Raw genomic sequence first — 18,070 nt, forward strand, 5'->3', positions numbered from 1 at the left:
CGCTACGCCCTCGCGTCCGACGACGTGCGGGACGGCGCGCGTCGGCCGCTCACCCACCTCAGGCGCCCACCTAGCCATCCCTCGGTTCGCGGCGCAAGAGGACCGCAAGCCGGCTTGCGACTGCTCTCCGTTTCGCTGCAGGATGTTTAGGGTGCCCACCGGGATTATACCTGTGACCCGCCGGGACTTACGAGAGGAGAAATCGGGGGCGTTGCAAAATGTCCAGGCGTCGAATAATGCGCAACCCCGGCCTTCGCGGGCGGTCTAAGGGTATGGGGTGAAGCATCTTTTGCGGAGACGCTCTGTCTTGCCAGTCAAAGCGATTGAACCTACAATATATGCATCTCGAGGTGCGCTTCTGAAGGAGTAGTGTCTGCGTATGAGTTTCCATGAACGACGTCCGGTTGCGGCATTTGTCCTGATGGTTTTTGTCGGTCTGAGCGGTGGATGGCTGCGGGCCCAGACGACAGAGGCCCAGCCCCCCGCCGCCAAAGCCGGGGCAGCGCAGGAGCCGGATCCGCTGAAGCGGCAGCTGAGCGACAAGCAAAAGAAAGAGAACGAGAAGTCGCTCAAGCAGGAGCTGAGCAAGACCTACCAGAAGTGGCTGAAAGAGGATGTGCTCTACATCATCACCGGGGAAGAGCTGGCGGCCTTCAAACAGCTCTCCAACGATGAAGAGCGCGACCAGTTCATTGAGCAATTCTGGCTGCGTCGCGATCCCACGCCCGACACCATCGAGAACGAATTCAAGGAAGAGCACTACCGCCGCATCGCTTACGCCAACGAGCACTATGCATCCGGCAAGCAGGGCTGGCGCACCGACCGGGGACGCATCTACATCGTCTTCGGGGCGCCCGATGAGGTGGATTCCCACCCCAGCGGCGGCTACTACCAGCGTCCCATGCAGGAGGGCGGCGGCTCGACCTCCACGTTCCCCTTTGAGATCTGGCGTTATCGCTATCTCCAGGACATCGGGCAAGAGATCGAGATCGAGTTCGTCGATCCCAGCATGAGCGGTGAATATCGTATGACGATGGACCGCTCGGAGAAAGACGCGCTGCTGCACACCCCGAACGGCGGCTTGACCATGTACGAGGAGATGGGCATGACGGGCAAAGCCGACCGCTTCACTCGCGGGTCGGCGGAGCGGCTGGGCCGGAACCCATTCGAAGCTGTCAATGACAACAGCAAGTTCTTCGACCGGATGAACACCTTCTACAAGCTGCAGAAGGCGCCCGCCATCAAGTTCAAGGAACTCGATGAGATCGTCAGCCACAAGATCCGCTACAACCTGATGCCGTTCGACGTGCGCACCGACTTCGTGCGCGTGACCTCGGACACGGTGCTGGTGCCGGTGACGGTGCAGGTGAAGAACAAAGACATCACCTTCGCGGCGAAAGACGGCATCCAGCGCGGCGTGATCAACATCTTCGGCCGCATCTCGACCATGACCGGCCGCATCGTGCAGACCTTCGAAGACACCGTGCAAGTCGACGTTCCCAATGACCTTCTGGCCAAGACGCAGGAGAATTCTTCGCTCTATTGGAAGGCAATCCCGCTGCGCCCGGGGCGCTATCGCCTCGACGTGGTGGTAAAAGACGTGAACGGCGACCGCCTGGGCACGTGGAACCGCGGCGTGACGGTGCCCACCTACGACGAAGACCGGCTGGCGTATTCCAGCCTGATCCTGGCCGACCAGATGGAGAAGGTGCCCTCGAAGAACATCGGCAGCGGAAACTTCGTCATCGGCAACACCAAGGTGCGTCCGCGGCTGGATGCGGCAGACGGCAAACCCGCTACCTTCAAGCGCGCGCAGCGCGTGAACTTCTGGATGCAGGTCTACAACCTGGGCATCGACCCGAAGACCAACAAGCCGGAAGCGACGGTGGACTATGACGTGGTCAACACCGCCACCAACAAGGCGGTGTTGCACACCACCGAAGCGACCGCGCAGATGGGCAACATCGGCGACCAAATGACGCTCGAGAAAACCTTCAGCCTCGACAAGCTGGAGCCGGGCACATACCTGATCACCATCAAGATCGACGACAAGATATCGAAGCAGACGGTGAGCCCGACCGCGAAATTCTCGGTCGAGTAACCGTGCGGTAGCAGGGAAGATGGGCGCAAAGCGTCTTCGATCCTTCGCTGTGAGGTTGCGATTGGCCCGTAGGTTCCCACAATCTGTGGCGCTGTGGTTGACGCTGGCGGCGCTCGCTGCGCCGGCGTGGGCGGGTTCGGGGCCCGCCAGCATCTCCGGTGCGGTGCGGGATTCCGCCGGCGTCGGGCAGATGGGCGCAGTCATCGACATCAGTCCCGCCGCCGGGGGTCCCGGCAAGCGGGTGTACGCCGACGAGCGGGGACAGTATTCCGCCGGCGAGCTTCCCGCCGGCAAATACCGGGTGCGCGCCACCGCCTCGGCCTTCCTGCCCTCGTTGCGCGAGAACGTGCAACTCGCCGCCGGCGCTCACCAGCTCGTCAACCTCACACTCAACACCCTGTTCGAAGCCATCCAGTTGCTGCCGCAGCGGCGCGGCGCCGCGACCGACGACGAAGAATGGAAGTGGACATTGCGCTCGGTAGGGAATCGTCCCATCTTGCGTGTGCTCGATGATGGACAGTCGGTGGTGGTCGCGAGTTCCGAGCGCGAAGACGATCGCCGGCTCAAGGCGCACGTGACCTTCGTGGGCGGCGCCGAGGCGGCGGGCTTTGGCTCGAGCGCCGATGCCAGTACCCACTTCTCGCTCGAGCAGTCCATGTTCTCCTCGGGCACACTCGCCTTCCGCGGCAACGTGGGCTACGGCAACGGCACGCCCGGCGGGGTGATCCGCGCCAGCTACGCGCAACAGATGGGCAGCTCGCGTCCGGAGATCGCGCTCACCGCGCGCCGCTTCGCGCGCGGAGCCAACGCGCCGCAGTATGGCGCCCTCGAAGCCTTCTCGCTCACCGCCAGCAATACCATGACGGTCACCGAGACCATCGAGATCACCGCCGGCAGCGAGTTCCAGACCGTGCAGTTCGCGCGCCACGTGAGCACGCTACGTCCCTTTGGGACGGTGGACGTTCACCTCACGCCCGACACCGTGCTGGAATATCGCTACGCCAGCTCGCAGCCCTCAGCGATGATGCGCGCGGCCAAGGGTTTTGACACCGCGCCGGCTGACCTCACCGAGGCTGGTCCGCGGATGTCGCTCGAGGGGGACCGTCCCGTACTCGAGCGCGCGCGCCACCAGGAGCTTTCGCTCTCGCGCCGCTTCGGTAACACCCGCCTGCAAGCCGCCGGATACATCGACCACGTCGCGGACGCCGCGCTCGTGGGCGTGGGCAACGTCTCGGGCGATACCGGCGACTTTTTGCCCGACGTCTACTCCAGCACCTTCACCTGGAATGGCGGCAACCTGGATACCAGCGGCGCACGGCTCGTCTTACAACACCGTTTTTCCGATGAGCTCACCGCCACGCTGGCCTACGCCACCGGCGGCGTGATCGCGATCGGTGGTGAGGGCATGGACTGGCATGATATGCAGCGCGCGCTGCGCAATGAGCGGCGGCACGCCATCGCGGCGAAGTTCTCTGGCCGGCTGCCGCGCAGCGGCACACGCTGGATGGCAAGCTATCGCTGGACCAATGACCTCGCGAGCGGGGGACACGCGCTCACGCCCGTCGATTGGTTCGACGCCTCGCCCGGGCAGGCCGATCCCTACTTCAGCGTCTTTATCCGGCAACCCGTTCCGGCTATGGCCTTCCTGCCGGAGCATATGGAGTTGCTGGTCGACGTCCGGAACCTGCTGGCGCAAGGATACGTCCCGGTCGTGGGACGCGATGGGCAGACGCTGTACTTGGTGCAGGCGGCACGCTCGGTGCGTGGCGGCGTGGCGTTCAGTTTCTAGTCGCAACCTGAAGATCTAAAACGAAAGCCCCGCTCGCGGGGCTTTTCTGTTTGCTGTTGACTTAGAACGCTAAATGCTCAGCGCTTGCGCTTCGCGTCGTCGCGCTCGTACACCGGATCGTCGGAGAGGCCGAGGAAGCCACCCGCCTCGTACGAACTGGGTTGGGGCGCGGGAACGTCGCCGGCGGAGCCGGGCTGTGCCGCAGCTTTCGTCCGCATGGTGATGACCAGGATCTGGTGGTTGTCGCGCGCCGGCGCGAGCACGGCCGCGGCCGAGTTGGTGGCGCCGTCGCGCGTAAGGTCCAGCGCCGAATCGAGCGCGTCATTATTATTCCCGTGCGCGTGCTCGACGTTGGGCACGTGCGCGGCGAGCGCGGCGGCGGTCTCGCGATCGAAAGCAGTCCATCTCATAGACAAGTCTTTTTTAGCAGATCTCTTTCCTAGCACATCATGGACGAGTGGCGGCTGTAAGGTGAGATGCCGGATGGGCCAGTGGCGCTGCCTGGCGGCATCACCACACGAGCAAGACCAGGCTCCCATTCGACTGCGCTGAGGGAAGGCTGAGAGCGTGGGGCACCCGGCGAGGTCCGGCTAGCGTCCGATGATGATCAGAACTCCGGCGGCAATCGCAAGGATGGCCATGACAATGCCCAGGGCCGAAAAGCTGAGGTGGAGGATCGGTATCAGCCCCGTCGCTATGAGCCAGACGGCCAGCAACAGCATGCCAAAATTCTTAAAGATTTTCATCGCCAGACCTCTTTGCGGAAGAGAGCCCCGTTGAGCAGGGCAGCCAAGTTGATTCTACGCCGCTTCCGCCGGCCGGCTCCGGAAGCTGGCCGCGCTGGCGCTTTTTCGGCGCGACTGAAGTCCCGCCTTCCGAAGGTTCGTCAAGGTAAAAAGGTGGTGAGCGCGGAAGGAATTGAACCTTCAACCTACTGATTAAGAGTCAGTTGCTCTGCCAATTGAGCTACGCGCCCACGATGTCTGGGAAGGACTTCCGCAGGAAGGCACAACGATTATAACAAACCGGTTTCGTGGCGGGCCATTCTCGGCACTCGCAAGCCGGATGCTTCGGGACCGAGACCCGCGCTGGAGAGAACGCGCGGGGCCCTCGGTCGCCTCAGCATGACACCTCACATACGTTGGTGGGCGCTCAGCATGACCAACCGATGGGTTCGCGTGGCGCGCTCCCCGCGGTGCAAGCCCAAGGTGTTCAAGATTGCACAGTCTGGCCGCGCACCGGGGCGTACAAGCGGAAGCAGCGGCGCGCAGTCCGAAGGCGCCGCGCCGGAGGAGTAATCATGCAACGACTGCATCGGTACCTGGTGTCGTTCCTGCTATTTGCGGCCCTGATCGTGCCCGTCGGGCTACAGGCCAAGGACCACTGTCCCGCGCGCGAAGGGAAGCACGGCTACTGGGACAGCGACCACAAGGAGTGCCATTACTGGAACGACCGCGAAGACCATTCCTATAAGACCTGGCAGACGGAAAACAAGGTCGACCGGGCGTACGCCAGGCTGCGGGCGAAGCAACAGCGGGCGTACTGGAAGTGGCGCCACGAACATCCGGACGACAACGACCATCGCTAGGGCGATGACGTCATAAACATTGACGTCATGAACATTTAAAGATGACGTCATAGAACGGAAACCTGAGATGCTTCGCGACCGACACCCCGGCTGGAGAAAACGCCGGGGCCCCTCGGTCCCTCAGCATGACCCTTCAGTAGGGGACGCGGCGTTGCGCTGAGCTGCGCTGATCCCCCTTCGTAGCGCTGATGAACCCCGCCATGGGGTACGCGTCGGGATGTGACCGGCTGCCGGCGCTATCCGGCAAAGCCGTTTCCCGTATAATGAAGGATTCCGCACGGCATTCTGCACCCCCATTTTGGAGCCTTCTACAAACCCATGATTCGTTTCCTGCAGACACCCAGCCTCGCCAAGAAGGTGATCCTTGGCGCCATGCTCCTGTTCATCTGCCTTGCCATGGTGATCACGCTGATCCCGGGCACGGGGCTCGACTTCTTCAGCACCAGCAGCCCGACCGCGGCGGGCGTGTATGCCACCGTGGGCGACGAAGAGGTCACGACGGCCGAGATCCAGAAGCAGGCGCAGAAGCAGGCGCAGGCGCAGGGATTGCCGGTGCAGTTCGTCTCCTTCCTGGTGCCGCAGGTGGCGGAGAGGATCGTGAGCCAGAAAGCGCTGCTGGTGGAGGCGCATCGCCTCGGCTTGAAGGTGACCGACGACGAGCTGCGCGACGAACTGCGCAATGGTCCCGTCGGGCCCACGCTCTTTCCTAAAGGCCAGTTCATCGGCCAGCAGAAATACGAGCAGCTGCTGCAAGAGAATGGTTACACCGTGCCGGACTTCGAACGCGCGATCAAGGATGACCTGCTCATCCGCAAGCTGCAGGCCATGGTGCAAGGCGGCGCCACCGCGTCCGAAGAAGAGATACGGCAGGCCTTCTTGCGGCAGAACGTGAAGATCAAGTTCGATTACGCGGTCATCACTCCCGACATCATCGCCAAGCAGATCGCTCCGACGGAAGCCGAACTGCGCAAGTTCTATGAGGCCAGCCTGCCGCGGCTCAAGGACTCGCTTCCGGAACAGCGCCGAGTAAAGCTCGCGGTGCTGGATGCAGCGAAGGTCGCGGCGCAAGCGAAGCCTACGCCGGAGGACCTGCAACGCTATTACAACGACCATCGCGAACAATTCCGCGTGCAGGATGAGGTGAACGTAAGACACATCCTGGTCAAGACGCCGGCGCCGGGGCCGGACGGCAAGGCCGATGCGAACGCGGAAGCGGCGGCGCGCGCCAAGGCGGAGGGCTTGCTGCAACAACTCAAGGCGGGCGCGGATTTTGCCGCACTGGCAAAGAAGGCGTCCGACGATACGGGCAGTGCCGTGAACGGCGGCTCGCTGGGGTGGATCGGCAAAGGACGCACGGTGCCGGAGTTCGAGCAGGCGGCTTTTTCGCTGCAACCGGGCCAGACGAGCGGGCTGGTGAAGAGCCAGTTCGGCTTTCACATCCTGAAGCTCGACGACAAACGCTCCGCGCACGTGCAGACGCTGGAAGAAGTGAAAGACCAGATCGAGCCGGTGGTGCAGCAGGAACGCGCGGAAAAACTCGCCGAGCAAGCAGCGAACAAAGGGTTGAGCGCGGCGAGATCGGAAGGGCTCGAAGCCGCCGCGGCAAAGAATGGCTTGACCGTGACGACCACCGCCTTCTTCGATCAGAGGGGCACGGTGCCGGGCGTGGGCGAAGCGCCGGACTTCAACGAAGCGGTGTTCGCGGCGAAGGAGAAGTCGCCGCCGCAGATGGCCAAGATCCCGCAGGGCTATGCCATCTTCCAACTCGACGCGGTGAAACCGCCGCAGACGCCCACCTTCGAGCAGGTGCGGGCGCAGCTCGAAGCGCAGTACCGGCAGGAGCGCATGGCGTCCCTGATGGAGCAGAAGGCCCGCGAACTCTCCGACCGCGCGCGCGCGTTGCACGGCCTGAAACAGGCGGCGAAGGAAGTGGGCGCCGAATTCAAGACCAGCGAGCTGGTGGGCGCGGGTAGCCAGGTGCCGGACATCGGGCAGATCTCGAACATCGAGCCGGCACTCGGACTGAAGCCGGGCGAGATCAGCGATCCGATGCAGGCGGGACGCAACTCCGTGGTCGTCCAGATCGTCGAGCGGCAAGAGCCTTCGGCGGCGGAGCTGGCCGCCAAGCGCGACGAGACGCGCGAGCTGGTGCTGCAGCAGAAGCGTGGCGAGGTCATGGCCGTGTTCGCCGCCGGCGTTCGTCAGCGCATGGAGAAGGATGGCAAGATCAAGTACAACAAGGCCGAGCAGGAGCGGCTGAGCAAGCGTCCGGGCGCCCTGGGCAGCTAGGCGTCGGGCCTTTTACAGCTCGTCCTTAATCACAGATGGATGCCCGCTTCCAATGTGCCGGGTGTGGCGAGTGGAATGAGACCTCTGCCGACGCCGGCGGTGGCCGCAAGCAGCGCTACGTGGAAGATTGCCAGGTGTGCTGCAAACCGAACGTCCTCACCGTGGAATGGGACGCTGACGCAGACGCCTTCCTGGTCGCTGCCGAACTCGAGGCCTGAACGCGTCTACTCGTCTTTCTTCTTTAGTCCATCAGTCATGATGCTTTGATCCCATCACTGCTGGACCTGCATGCTTCACCTGCACGTCAGCCGCATCTACAATCGTCTGTCGTTCATTACTCACCCCATATGCCATTTGAGCGCGCCTCCGGGATACTGCTGCACCCCACGTCACTGCCGTCTGCGGGCGGCATCGGCGACCTGGGGCCGGAGGCGCATCGCTTTGCCGATTTTCTGGGCGCGGCGAAGCAGGGGATATGGCAGGTGCTGCCGCTGGGGCCGTGCGGCGCTGGAAACTCGCCGTATTCGGCGACCTCGGCGTTCGCGGGGAATCCGCTGCTCATCTCGCTCGAGCGCCTGGCGGAGCGAGGCTGGATCGCCGGCGAGCGGCTGGCGGGGCTGGCCGTCGAGACGCGCGGCGCCGGAAATGTGGACTTCCAGAGAGTAAGCACTAGCAAGCGGCCGCTGCTGCATGAGGCGGCGCGGAATTTTGTCCGCGGCGGCGGTGACGCCGCGCGCGCACGCTTCGAGCGCTTTCAGCAGGCCAACGCGTGGTGGCTCGACGACTTCGCTCTCTTCGACGTGTTGCGCGAGCGCAACCAGCAGCGGACGTGGCGCACGTGGCCGCGCGAGCTGGCGCGCCGCGAGCCGCTCGCCATCGCGCGCTCGCGCCACGACTTTGCCGACGACATCGCGGTGAGCAAAGCGATGCAGTTCGCTTTCTTCGAGCAGTGGGCCGCGTTGCGGGCACACTGTCGCACCCACGGCATCAAGATCGTGGGCGATGTGGCCATCTTCGTGAGCTATGACTCGGCCGACGTCTGGATGCATCCCGAACTGTTTGAATTGAACGAGGAGCTGGAACCGACGCATGTGGCCGGCGTGCCGCCCGATTTCTTCAGCAAGACGGGACAGCGCTGGGGGAATCCGCTGTACCGCTGGGAGGCGCTGCGCGCGAGCGGCTACGACTGGTGGGTGCGGCGGCTGCGTTGGGCGCTCGCGAGCAGCGACATCATCCGGCTCGACCACTTCCGCGGCTTCGAAGCCTACTGGCAGATACCGGCGGCAGAGAAAACGGCGGTCAACGGAAGCTGGATCGCGGGTCCGCGCGACGAACTGTTCCACGCGCTGCGCGAACAGCTTGGCGACCTGCCCTTCATCGCGGAGGATCTTGGGTTCATCACGCCGGAGGTCCACCAGATGCGCGCGCGGCTGGGCATCCCCGGCATGCGCGTGATGGAGTTCGGATTTGGCGATCCGGGCGCGCACATCTACCTGCCCCACCGCTTCGAGCGCAACACCGTGGTCTATACCGGGACGCACGACAACGCGACCATCCGCGACTGGTGGGAGCACTACGCCACGCCGGGCGCGCGCGCGGCCGCGCGCGCGTATCTCGGCGAGCACGCGGATGGCGTGCACTGGGCGTTCATCCGCGCGGCGGCGGATTCGGTGGCGGACCTGTGCATCGTGCCGCTCGGTGACGTGCTGGGGCTGGGAGCGGAGGGGCGGATGAATGTCCCCAGCGAAGCGGATGGGAATTGGGCGTGGCGTTTCCGCCGCGACGACTTGACGCCCGAGCTGGCGCAGAAGCTGGCGGAGTTGGCGACGGTGTGCGACCGCGCGCCGCTACCAGCCGCGCAGGAGCGCGACGGGGAAGCGCGCGAAGAGTTCGCGGCATAAGAGCGAACGCGCCGGCGATTGGCGGACGATCTCTCCGGTCAACACATTCTCGAACTCTGGTGCCGCGCCCGGCGGCAGCGCGAGTTCGGCCGCGCCCCAGTCGTCACCCAGCGGCGCGCGCATCTCGCCCCGCATCAGCGTGTGACTGAAGCGCGGGACGGCGACGAGCGCCGAATCCTTTTCGTGCGTCCGCAGGAACGCGATCAAGTGCTCCACCTTTTCGACGCTGCCATAGAGCGGGCGGTAGGCGCCGGCGGAGAACAATTCCTTGTGGTCACGGCGGAAGGCGAGGGCGCGCATGGTGGTCCAGAGCTTGGCGCGTCCGTCATGATAGCCGCGCAGGAGATCTTCGGGAAGTTCGGCGACGGTGGCCGATGACCGCTGCGTGAGCTCGCTCAGATCACGCTGCCGGGTGGTGAAATCCACGGCGCGGCGATTATCCGGATCGACGAGTGAGAAGTCGAACAGTTCCTGTCCTTGATAAAGGTCCGGGACGCCGGGCGCGGTGAGCTTGAGCAGCGTTTGTGCGAGCGAGTTCAGCGCGCCGAAAAACGCCACCGGCGCGGTGAAGCGTTCGAGCTCCTCGCGAAAGCGGTTGGGCCGCGCGGCGGTGCCGGGCGCAAGCAGGCGAGCGATGAATTCGTCGACCGCTTCCACGTACTCCGGGTTGGGATTGATCCAGCTCAGGTTCACCTTGGCTTCGTGCAGCGCCTTGGCCATGTACTGCTGGATGCGCGCGGCGTACTTCTCCGAGTGCTCGTCGAGCAGGAAGGGCAGCGTGCCCACGAGCGTCTGGTAGAGCAGATACTCCTCGTTGGGATCGGGGGCGCTGAGGCCATCGGACAGCACGGGCTTCTTGGAATCGTTCATCCGGCGCCAGCGGGTGGCGACCTGCGACCACTGCTTGGGCATCTCTGATAACACGTTGAGACGCGCGCGGACATCTTCGCTGCGCTTGGTGTCGTGCGTAGAAGTCGCCAGCAGCGAATACGGCGAGCGCTCGAGGCGCTGCAGGTTGGCGCGGTGGAACTCCTCCACCAGACTCCCGAACGCCTTGGGCGTGCCGCCCACCTCGTTCACCGAAACGAAGCGGTTGTAGACGTAGCACGCGGTGTCTTCCAGTCCCTTGGCCATCACCGGCGCGGTGAGCTGCTGGAATTTGAGCCCGAAGTAAAGCCGGTCGCCGTAGTCGTGGGCGGCGGGATTGATGCGCAGCAGCAGCGTGTCGCGCAGGAAATCGAAAAGCGGCGCGGGCAGGCCGGGGTTGCGGCGCTTGGCGCGCACGATGGCTTCGGCGATGGTCCCGCGATCGCGCTCGCTGATGTTCCCCCGTTCGTCGATGTAGGTGCGATAGACGGGGAAGCAGGCAATGGTCTCGACGATGGCTTCTTCCAGCGTTCCGAGGGTGAAATCGCGGGCGCGCCGGTCGCGCGCACAGATCTCCGAGAGCATGTGGGTGAGCACGGCAACCTCGCTCGAGAGCGCGGTATCCATGATGAGTTTCTTGCACTCGTAGATGAGCGTGTCGACGTCGGACGAGATGCCGGTGAAGCGGTGATAGAGGTTGGTGAAGGCGCGCGCGGAGCGCCGCTGGATGAAGATGCCGTTGACGAGATTCGCGAACTCGTAGCCTACGGTGCCGTCCACGCGCCATTCGCCGGGCAAGTCCTCACCGGGGCCGAGGATCTTTTCGACGAGCGCGTACATGGGCGCGAGGTTGCCGGTCCACTCGTGCTGGCCAAAGACCTGGGCGACGCCCTGCTCGATACCGTTCTCGCCGACCGGCGGACACGGCACCGCGCCGCAGCACTGGCTGGCGGCGTAGAGCATCTGGGTGCGCGCGAAATATTGTGGCGGATTGAACAGGCCGTCGGGATGGTCGAAGCGCAGGCCCTGGATCAGTCCGTCGGCCAGCAGGCGGCGCAGCAGGCGATGCGTGGCCTCGAAGACGCGCGAGTTCTCCATGCGGACGCCGACCAGTTCGTTCACGTCGAAAAATCGCCGGTAGTTGATCTCTTCCGCGGAGACGCGCCAGTGTGCCAGGCGATAGGCCTGCGCTTCCAGCAATCCGTGCAAGCGGTCGAAGCTGCGCGGGTCGCCCGGCTTTCCGTTGCTGCGCGCGAGCGCACGGGTGAACAGCTCACGGACGGCCGTGGAGTGTTCCGCCAACGCAGCCAGGCGACGCTTCAGCTCGGGCGCGGCCTGGCGACGTTGTTCGACCAGGCGTGGCTCGCGCGCGATGTGCGGCGGCAGCGCGCGCAACTCTTCGAGCAGCTCGCGCAGATGCGCGAGCGCGCCGAGAGAGCGCGGGTCGTTAGTCTGAACATCGCGGGCGTCTTGATCCGGCAAGTCGTGAAAGAGGAGCGGCAGCGTCTGCGGATCGAAGGGCAGGACTTTGTCGAAGTAGCGCAGGCGGAACGCGCCCTCCGCAAATTCAACCGTAAGCTTCCCAGCTTCGAGTTCGGCGCCGTACTGGTCGCCGAGGATAGGGAGCAGGACCTTCCCGGCGAGCTCAGGCTTGAGCGGCTTCCAATCGATATCGAAATAGTCGGAGTACTCGGAGGCAGGGCCGTTCTCGAGCACATCCGTCCACCACGGGTTCGTGCCCGGGCCGATGGCCATGTGGTTGGGAACGAAATCGAGGATGAGCCCCATGGCGCGCGCGCGCAGCTCGTCGGCGAGCGCGGCGAAGTCTGCATAGGTGCCGAGCTCGGGATTGATCTGGTTGTGGTCGGTGATGTCGTAGCCGTGCTGGCTGCCGGCACGCGCCTGCAAAATGGGCGAAGCGTAGCAATGCGTAACGCCGAGTGCGTGCAGGTAAGGCACGAGCGCGCGGGCGTGGGCGAAGCGGAAGCCGGCGTGGAACTGCAGGCGATAGGTCGAGACCGGCCGCAACTGGCGCTTGCGTGCCGCCAGACGGTCGAGACATTCCGCTAGTCCTGCGATTTCCGGCGTGAGCGTGGGCGCGCCGGTACGCACATCGGTTGTCACGGGAAGTTAGATGCAAGGTGCGGCAGCCATCGTAACCGATTGCGAGATAGAAAGTCAGGTGTGAGATTGCGGTTGGGGATGGCGCAGCGCGCAGGCCGGGCCGCCGGTGTGGCGCTCGAAGAATGCTTGCAGCGCGGCGCCGATGGTGGCCAGTTCGGCGGCGGGAAGCGTGGACTGCATCGGCTCGAAGAGCTCGCGCTCTTCCTTGCGGACATGGTCGTGGAGGAGCTGGCGGAAGCGCAGCAGGTCGCCGGACGAGAGCTGGCTGGATCCCGCGGCGATGAACCAGGCGCGCAGTTGGGCGTGGTCGGAGAGGAGTTCAGCGACGAGGATTTGAAGTCCGTCGAGCCTCTGCGCGGCGGGGAAGACGAGTTCTTCCTCCGACTGGAAGTGCCAGCGGATCTCGGCCTGCCATGCGGCGGCGACTTCGCGGTTCCAGTGCTGGAGGTCGAGGTGTCCGGACTTGTGCGCGCGCTCGATGTAGACGCAGAGCGCGAGGGCGTCGTGATGCTGCTGGGAGAGCGGGATGAGGGCGGGGTCGCGGCGCATGCAGACATTATCGCGCACTCCTCTCTCTTAACTCACATCGCGTACTCATATCGCGCACGCACCGGAGGTGGACGACGGTTACACTATGTAGCTCACCTGAGGAGGGTCACACCGTGCGTAAGCGTGTCTGCTTTACTCTGCTGGTCACATTCTGGTTGCTGCTGGCGGTGATGAGCCCGGTTTATTCGGCGAGCCAGGTGCAGTACAGACTCAAACAGAAGAATAGTGACTCGGTGTTGACTGGTCCCGCACGGCTTTACTAAAAGGCCGACTGCCCTGAAAATGGATGACTCTCCCGGCGGACGCCGGGCGAACAGGAGCCCGCATGCCGACCAGCGGTGAGATCATCCGCATGATGAATTACGTGGACGACCTTGGCACCACGATGCGCCGCATCAGCGCGAACATCCCATTCATGGGCGACGAGGAGAAGAAGAAACTCGCCGAGTACATGCGCAAGCAGGAGGCGCAGCTCAAGGCGCTGATCGATGTGCTGGAAAAAGGCGGGAACAACTGATGGCGGAGGTCGGCACGGTTTCCGTGATCGGCGCCGGCATCATGGGGCGCGGCATCGCGCACGCGGCCGCGCTCGGCGGCTATCGCACCATCCTGGAAGACATTCTTCCCGCCTCGCTGCGCAAGGCGGAGAGCGAGATCCGCGCCAACCTCGATAAGGCGGTCGAGCTGGGCAAGGTCTCGCAGCAGGATGCCGACGCCGCCTTCGGACGCATCGAGTATGCCGGTTCGGTGGAGGAAGCGGCGCGTGCCGCCGACCTGGTGATCGAGGCGGTGCCGGAGGAGTTGGAGTCGAAGATCGAGATCTTCACCTTGCTCGATAAGGTCTGCGCGCCCAACACCATCCTGGCGACGAACACTTCGTCGCTCTCGGTGACCGAGATCGCCAGCGTGACCTATCGCGCGAAGCGCTGCGTAGGCATGCATTTCTTCAATCCGGTACACAAGATGAAGTTGCTCGAGATCGTGCGCGCGCTCGAGACTGACGATGAGACGGTCGAGGCCGCCGTCCACGTGGGCCGGCGCATGGGCAAAGATGTGGTGGTCATCAAGGAGGCGCCGGGGTTCATCACCAGCCGCATCAACGCCATGATCGGCAATGAGGCGTTCTACATGTTGCAGGAAGGCGTCGCGTCGGCTTCCGACATCGACAAGGCGCTAAAGCTTGGGTTGAATCATCCCATGGGGCCGTTCGAGCTGGTGGACCTGGTCGGACTCGATACCCGTCTCCACATTCTGGAATATCTGCACCGGTCGCTGGGGGAGAAGTTCCGGCCGTGTCCCTTGCTGGTGCAGTACGTCAAGGCGGGACGGCTGGGCAGGAAGTCAGGACGCGGCGTCTATGATTATCCGGAGGCAGCCAAGCCAGCGGCGAAGTAGCACGTCCCAGCCTGCTGTAGTCCCGTCCCACCGTCCCACAAAGCCCGAAAAATGACCCTCACTTTCTAGCGCCTCAGGGGTCTAAGAAAGGGAACCGGGCCGCCGTCGGCCCCGTATCCTTTATTAGCCATGCGCGCGCTGATCGACATCTTCGGGCAGACGCTTCGCACCCTGTGGGCGCACAAGCTGCGCTCGTTCCTCACCATGTTCGGCATCGCGTGGGGCGTGTTCTCGCTGCTGCTGCTGGTCGGACTGGGCGAAGGTTTCCGTACCGGGAATCAGAAGCAGATGGCGACCATCGGCGAGAACATCATGTTCTTCTTCGGCGGACGCATCCCGGCGGCGGAGGGCAGCCACACCGCGAGCCGCACCTACCAGCCGACCTACCAGGATTACCTCTCCATCAAGAACCAGGCGCATGAGGTGGCGGAGGTCGCGCCCATCCTGAACCGCGGCGACATCCGCGTGATCTACGAGAGCCAGAGCACTAACGGACAGGTGTTCGGCGTGACCTCGAATTACAACCACATCCGCTTCATGCCGGTGGACAACGGGCGCTGGCTGAACGAGTCCGATGACGCCGACCAGCATTACGTGGCGGTGCTGGGCGCCGAGATGTACAAGAACCTGTTTGCCGGCAAGCCCGCGCTGGGGCAGGTGGTAACGCTCAACGGCTACCGCTTCACCGTGATCGGCACGGTGAAAAAGATGCGCGGCGAATCGAGCGCCACGGACATGCGCGTGTTCATCCCGTTCAGCGTGATGCACGAGCACTTCCCGCTGAAAGACGCGCAGAAGGCCGATTCCATCACCTACATCAATTATCAGCCCAAGGATCCGAACCGGCACCTGGAAGCGCGGCACGAAGTGCGCGTGCTGGTGGGCGCGAACCACGGCGTGATCGATCCCTCGGTGGACGACTACTGGTTCGACTGGGACACCATCGACCAACTGCAGACCATCGGGAAGATCTTCGACGCGATGAATTCGTTCCTCGGCAGCGTGGGACTGGTCACGCTGGTGCTGGGCGCGATCGGCGTGATCAACATCATGCTGGTGGCGGTGACCGAGCGCACGCGCGAGATCGGATTGCGCAAGGCGCTGGGCGCCACCAATCGCAGCATCCTGATGCAGTTCTTCATCGAGGGCGCGTTCCTCACCACGCTGAGTGGAGGCTTTGGCATCTTCGTGGCGTGGTTGATCATGACGCTGCTGAGCCAGCTGCCGGCGCCGCCGGGCTTCGATCCACCCACGCTGGTGCCATCGTCCGCGGCCATCGCACTGCTATCGCTTTCACTCGCCGGCGTGATCGCCGGCCTGTATCCGGCGCGGAAGGCCGCGCTGCTGACCCCGGTCGAGGCCCTGCGGCAGGAACAGTAAGCACACGAGGAGGCAAGCCATGCTGCGCGATCTGCTCACCGAATCCGTTGACGCCATGCGCTACAACCGGCGGCGGACGATGCTCACCATGCTGGGGATGGCGTGGGGCATCGCCACCGTGGTGCTGCTGCTCGCCTATGGGTCGGGCTTTGAGCGCGCCATCGAAGCGATCTTCTCGAACTTCGGCACCAAGCTGATCGGCGTTTTCCCGGGACGGACGTCGCTACAGGCGGGCGGCTCGAAGGCGGGTGTGGAAACGCGGTTGACGATGGAGGATGTCGATCGGCTGCGCACCAACGTGGCGTTGATCAAGCGCATCTCGCCGGCGTATTGGAAACAGGGCAAGATCTCGCGCGATGCGCGCAACTACGAGTGGTCGGTGGCGGGGGTGGCGCCCTCGTTCCAGCAGATCCGAAATTTCGATCTCGATAGCGGCCGCTTCTTCAACCAGGAAGAAGTGAACCAGCGCGCGCGCGTGGTGGTGCTCGGCTCGGACGCGAAGACCAAGCTGTTCTCCGGCCAATTCCCACTCGGCGATTATGTCCGCGTCGATGGGCTGAGCTTCCAGGTGGTCGGCGTGATGAAGCCGAAGATGCAGGAAGGCAACAACGACGACATCAACAACCAGGTCTACATCCCCTACACGACGATGGCCGACTTGAAGGACACCAAATATCTGGGCGGCATCTGGATCGACTACGAAGGTATGGACTACGAGAAGGTCGAGACCTCGGTGCGCAACGTGCTCGCCACCAGCCATGGCTTCGACCCCAAGGACAAGCGCGCCATCTTCGTAGCCAACATACTCAAAGACCTCACCCAGTTCCACATCATCACTGCCGGCCTGAAGATACTGCTGGCGTTCATCGGGACGCTCACGCTCGGCATCGGCGGTGTCGGCCTGATGAACATCATGTTGGTCTCGGTGCAGCAGCGCACGCGCGAGATCGGGACGCTCAAGGCGTTGGGCGCCCGCAGGCGTTCCATCCTGGTGCAGTTCCTCGCGGAGGCGCTCACCATCACGGCGCTCGGCGGCGTGCTTGGCGTGCTACTGGCGTACCTGGTCTCGTTCACCGTCGGCACGCTCACGCTCTATAGCGCGGTGGCGAAGAATGCGGAGGCAGGGGACATCCGCCTGCTGATCTCGCCCACGTCGCTGCTGGTGGCCACGATCATCCTCGGGCTGGTGGGCATCGTCAGCGGGATGCTGCCGGCCATCAAGGCTTCGCGCCTCGATCCCATCGAGGCGCTGCGCTACGAGTAGGGCGTTCTCTCTGGTAAAGTAGAGAAACCCGCTAAATCCCTGCCTATTTCCATGCCCCAGGGAACCGGCGAGATTTCGTTCCCGTATCCACTACTACGCATGCGCACACTTTGGGACATCCTCACGCAGACCATCCGCACCCTCTGGTCGCACAAGCTGCGGTCGTTCCTCACCATGTTCGGGATCGCGTGGGGCGTCTTCTCTTTGCTGCTGCTGGTGGGACTGGGGGAGGGTTTCCGCTCGGGCAACAAGCGCGAGCTTGACCAGATCGGCGAGAACATCATGTTCATGTTCCCCGGCCGGATCCCGGCGGTGCAGGGACAGAGCTCGGGGATGCGGCGCTACTACATGACCTACGAAGACTACGCCGGCATCGCGAAGCAGCCGCACGTGAAGTATGCCTCGCCGGTGCTGGTGCGGCAGGATATCCGGGTGGTCAGCGATTTTCAGAACTCCAACGGCCAGGTGGCCGGCGTGCTGCCGGTATTCAAGTCGATCCGCTTTCTTCCGCTCGCCCGCGGACGCTGGATGAATGAGCTCGACGAAGAGCAGCGCCGCAACGTGACGGTGATCGGCTGGGAGATGAAGAAGAACCTGTTCCCCGACGATCCGAACCCCATCGGCAAACACGTCCTGATCGGCGGTCTGCGCTTCGAGGTGATCGGCTTCATCTCCAACTTCACCAAGGACGAAGGCAATTCTTCGAACGTGCGCTGCTTCATCCCGTATTCCACCATGGCCGTCTACTTCCCGGTGAAGGAGGCCACCGACGTGCAGGGCGCCCTCTCCTTCGTGAATTACACGCCCACCTCGAAAGCAGACC

General features: G+C 63.8%; 15 protein-coding genes and 1 tRNA gene. 11 read left to right on the top strand and 5 right to left on the bottom strand.

Going from position 1 to position 18,070, the window contains the following annotated elements; translation table 11 throughout:
* Window positions 1-379 precede the first annotated feature (379 nt).
* On the top strand, window positions 380-2,101 hold the full coding sequence (locus M3P27_07705) for a GWxTD domain-containing protein (protein MDP9268199.1): 1,722 nt from the start codon (window positions 380-382) through the stop codon (window positions 2,099-2,101).
* A gap of 85 nt (window positions 2,102-2,186) precedes the next feature.
* Window positions 2,187-3,890, top strand: a complete 1,704-nt coding sequence (locus tag M3P27_07710) for a carboxypeptidase-like regulatory domain-containing protein (protein MDP9268200.1) — start codon at window positions 2,187-2,189, stop codon at window positions 3,888-3,890.
* A 77-nt stretch (window positions 3,891-3,967) separates the two neighbouring features.
* On the opposite strand, the gene M3P27_07715 is transcribed toward M3P27_07710, so the two are convergent.
* The 3 genes from M3P27_07715 to M3P27_07725 form a co-directional block, all read right to left on the bottom strand.
* Entirely contained in the window at window positions 3,968-4,300 is a 333-nt protein-coding gene (locus tag M3P27_07715; protein MDP9268201.1) for a hypothetical protein, read from the bottom strand.
* A gap of 180 nt (window positions 4,301-4,480) precedes the next feature.
* Window positions 4,481-4,636 (bottom strand): hypothetical protein, encoded by a 156-nt coding sequence (locus M3P27_07720; protein MDP9268202.1) that lies wholly within the window; start codon window positions 4,634-4,636, stop codon window positions 4,481-4,483.
* Window positions 4,637-4,790: 154 nt separating this feature from the next.
* Window positions 4,791-4,866, bottom strand: a tRNA-Lys gene (locus M3P27_07725).
* A gap of 324 nt (window positions 4,867-5,190) precedes the next feature.
* Between M3P27_07725 and M3P27_07730 the strand changes: the two genes are divergently transcribed.
* From M3P27_07730 to malQ, 4 genes are all read left to right on the top strand, one after another.
* Window positions 5,191-5,478: a hypothetical protein gene (locus M3P27_07730; protein MDP9268203.1), complete on the top strand. Its 288-nt coding sequence runs from the start codon at window positions 5,191-5,193 to the stop codon at window positions 5,476-5,478.
* A gap of 318 nt (window positions 5,479-5,796) precedes the next feature.
* Entirely contained in the window at window positions 5,797-7,767 is a 1,971-nt protein-coding gene (locus tag M3P27_07735; GenBank protein MDP9268204.1) for a peptidyl-prolyl cis-trans isomerase, read from the top strand.
* Window positions 7,768-7,802: 35 nt separating this feature from the next.
* Complete coding sequence (locus M3P27_07740; GenBank protein ID MDP9268205.1) at window positions 7,803-7,985, top strand: CPXCG motif-containing cysteine-rich protein; 183 nt, start codon at window positions 7,803-7,805, stop codon at window positions 7,983-7,985.
* Window positions 7,986-8,114: 129 nt separating this feature from the next.
* On the top strand, window positions 8,115-9,668 hold the full coding sequence (gene malQ / locus M3P27_07745; protein MDP9268206.1) for a 4-alpha-glucanotransferase: 1,554 nt from the start codon (window positions 8,115-8,117) through the stop codon (window positions 9,666-9,668).
* On the opposite strand, the gene treY is transcribed toward malQ, so the two are convergent.
* Both treY and M3P27_07755 read right to left on the bottom strand, forming a co-directional pair.
* Window positions 9,615-12,659 (bottom strand): malto-oligosyltrehalose synthase, encoded by a 3,045-nt coding sequence (gene treY, locus M3P27_07750; protein ID MDP9268207.1) that lies wholly within the window; start codon window positions 12,657-12,659, stop codon window positions 9,615-9,617. The two genes, malQ and treY, sit on opposite strands and share 54 nt — an antisense overlap.
* Before the next feature lie 54 nt (window positions 12,660-12,713).
* Window positions 12,714-13,208: a hemerythrin domain-containing protein gene (locus tag M3P27_07755; protein MDP9268208.1), complete on the bottom strand. Its 495-nt coding sequence runs from the start codon at window positions 13,206-13,208 to the stop codon at window positions 12,714-12,716.
* Window positions 13,209-13,533: 325 nt separating this feature from the next.
* On the opposite strand from M3P27_07755, the gene M3P27_07760 reads away from it, so the two are divergent.
* From M3P27_07760 to M3P27_07780, 5 genes are all read left to right on the top strand, one after another.
* The gene (locus M3P27_07760; GenBank protein MDP9268209.1) at window positions 13,534-13,725 is read left to right on the top strand and encodes a hypothetical protein; all 192 of its coding nucleotides are present in this window, start codon (window positions 13,534-13,536) and stop codon (window positions 13,723-13,725) included.
* Entirely contained in the window at window positions 13,725-14,603 is an 879-nt protein-coding gene (locus M3P27_07765) for a 3-hydroxyacyl-CoA dehydrogenase NAD-binding domain-containing protein (GenBank protein ID MDP9268210.1), read from the top strand. Before M3P27_07760 ends, M3P27_07765 begins: the two co-directional genes overlap by 1 nt.
* 129 nt (window positions 14,604-14,732) lie before the next feature.
* Window positions 14,733-15,983, top strand: coding sequence for an ABC transporter permease (locus M3P27_07770; GenBank protein MDP9268211.1), 1,251 nt, complete (start codon window positions 14,733-14,735; stop codon window positions 15,981-15,983).
* Between the two features lie 19 nt (window positions 15,984-16,002).
* Entirely contained in the window at window positions 16,003-17,247 is a 1,245-nt protein-coding gene (locus M3P27_07775; GenBank protein MDP9268212.1) for an ABC transporter permease, read from the top strand.
* 99 nt (window positions 17,248-17,346) lie between these two features.
* The coding region (locus M3P27_07780) for an ABC transporter permease (protein ID MDP9268213.1) at window positions 17,347-18,070 on the top strand (724 nt) is incomplete at its 3' end.

The sequence above is a fragment of the Acidobacteriota bacterium genome (genome assembly GCA_030774055.1).
Classification (GTDB): Bacteria; Acidobacteriota; Terriglobia; order Terriglobales; family Acidobacteriaceae; genus JACPNR01.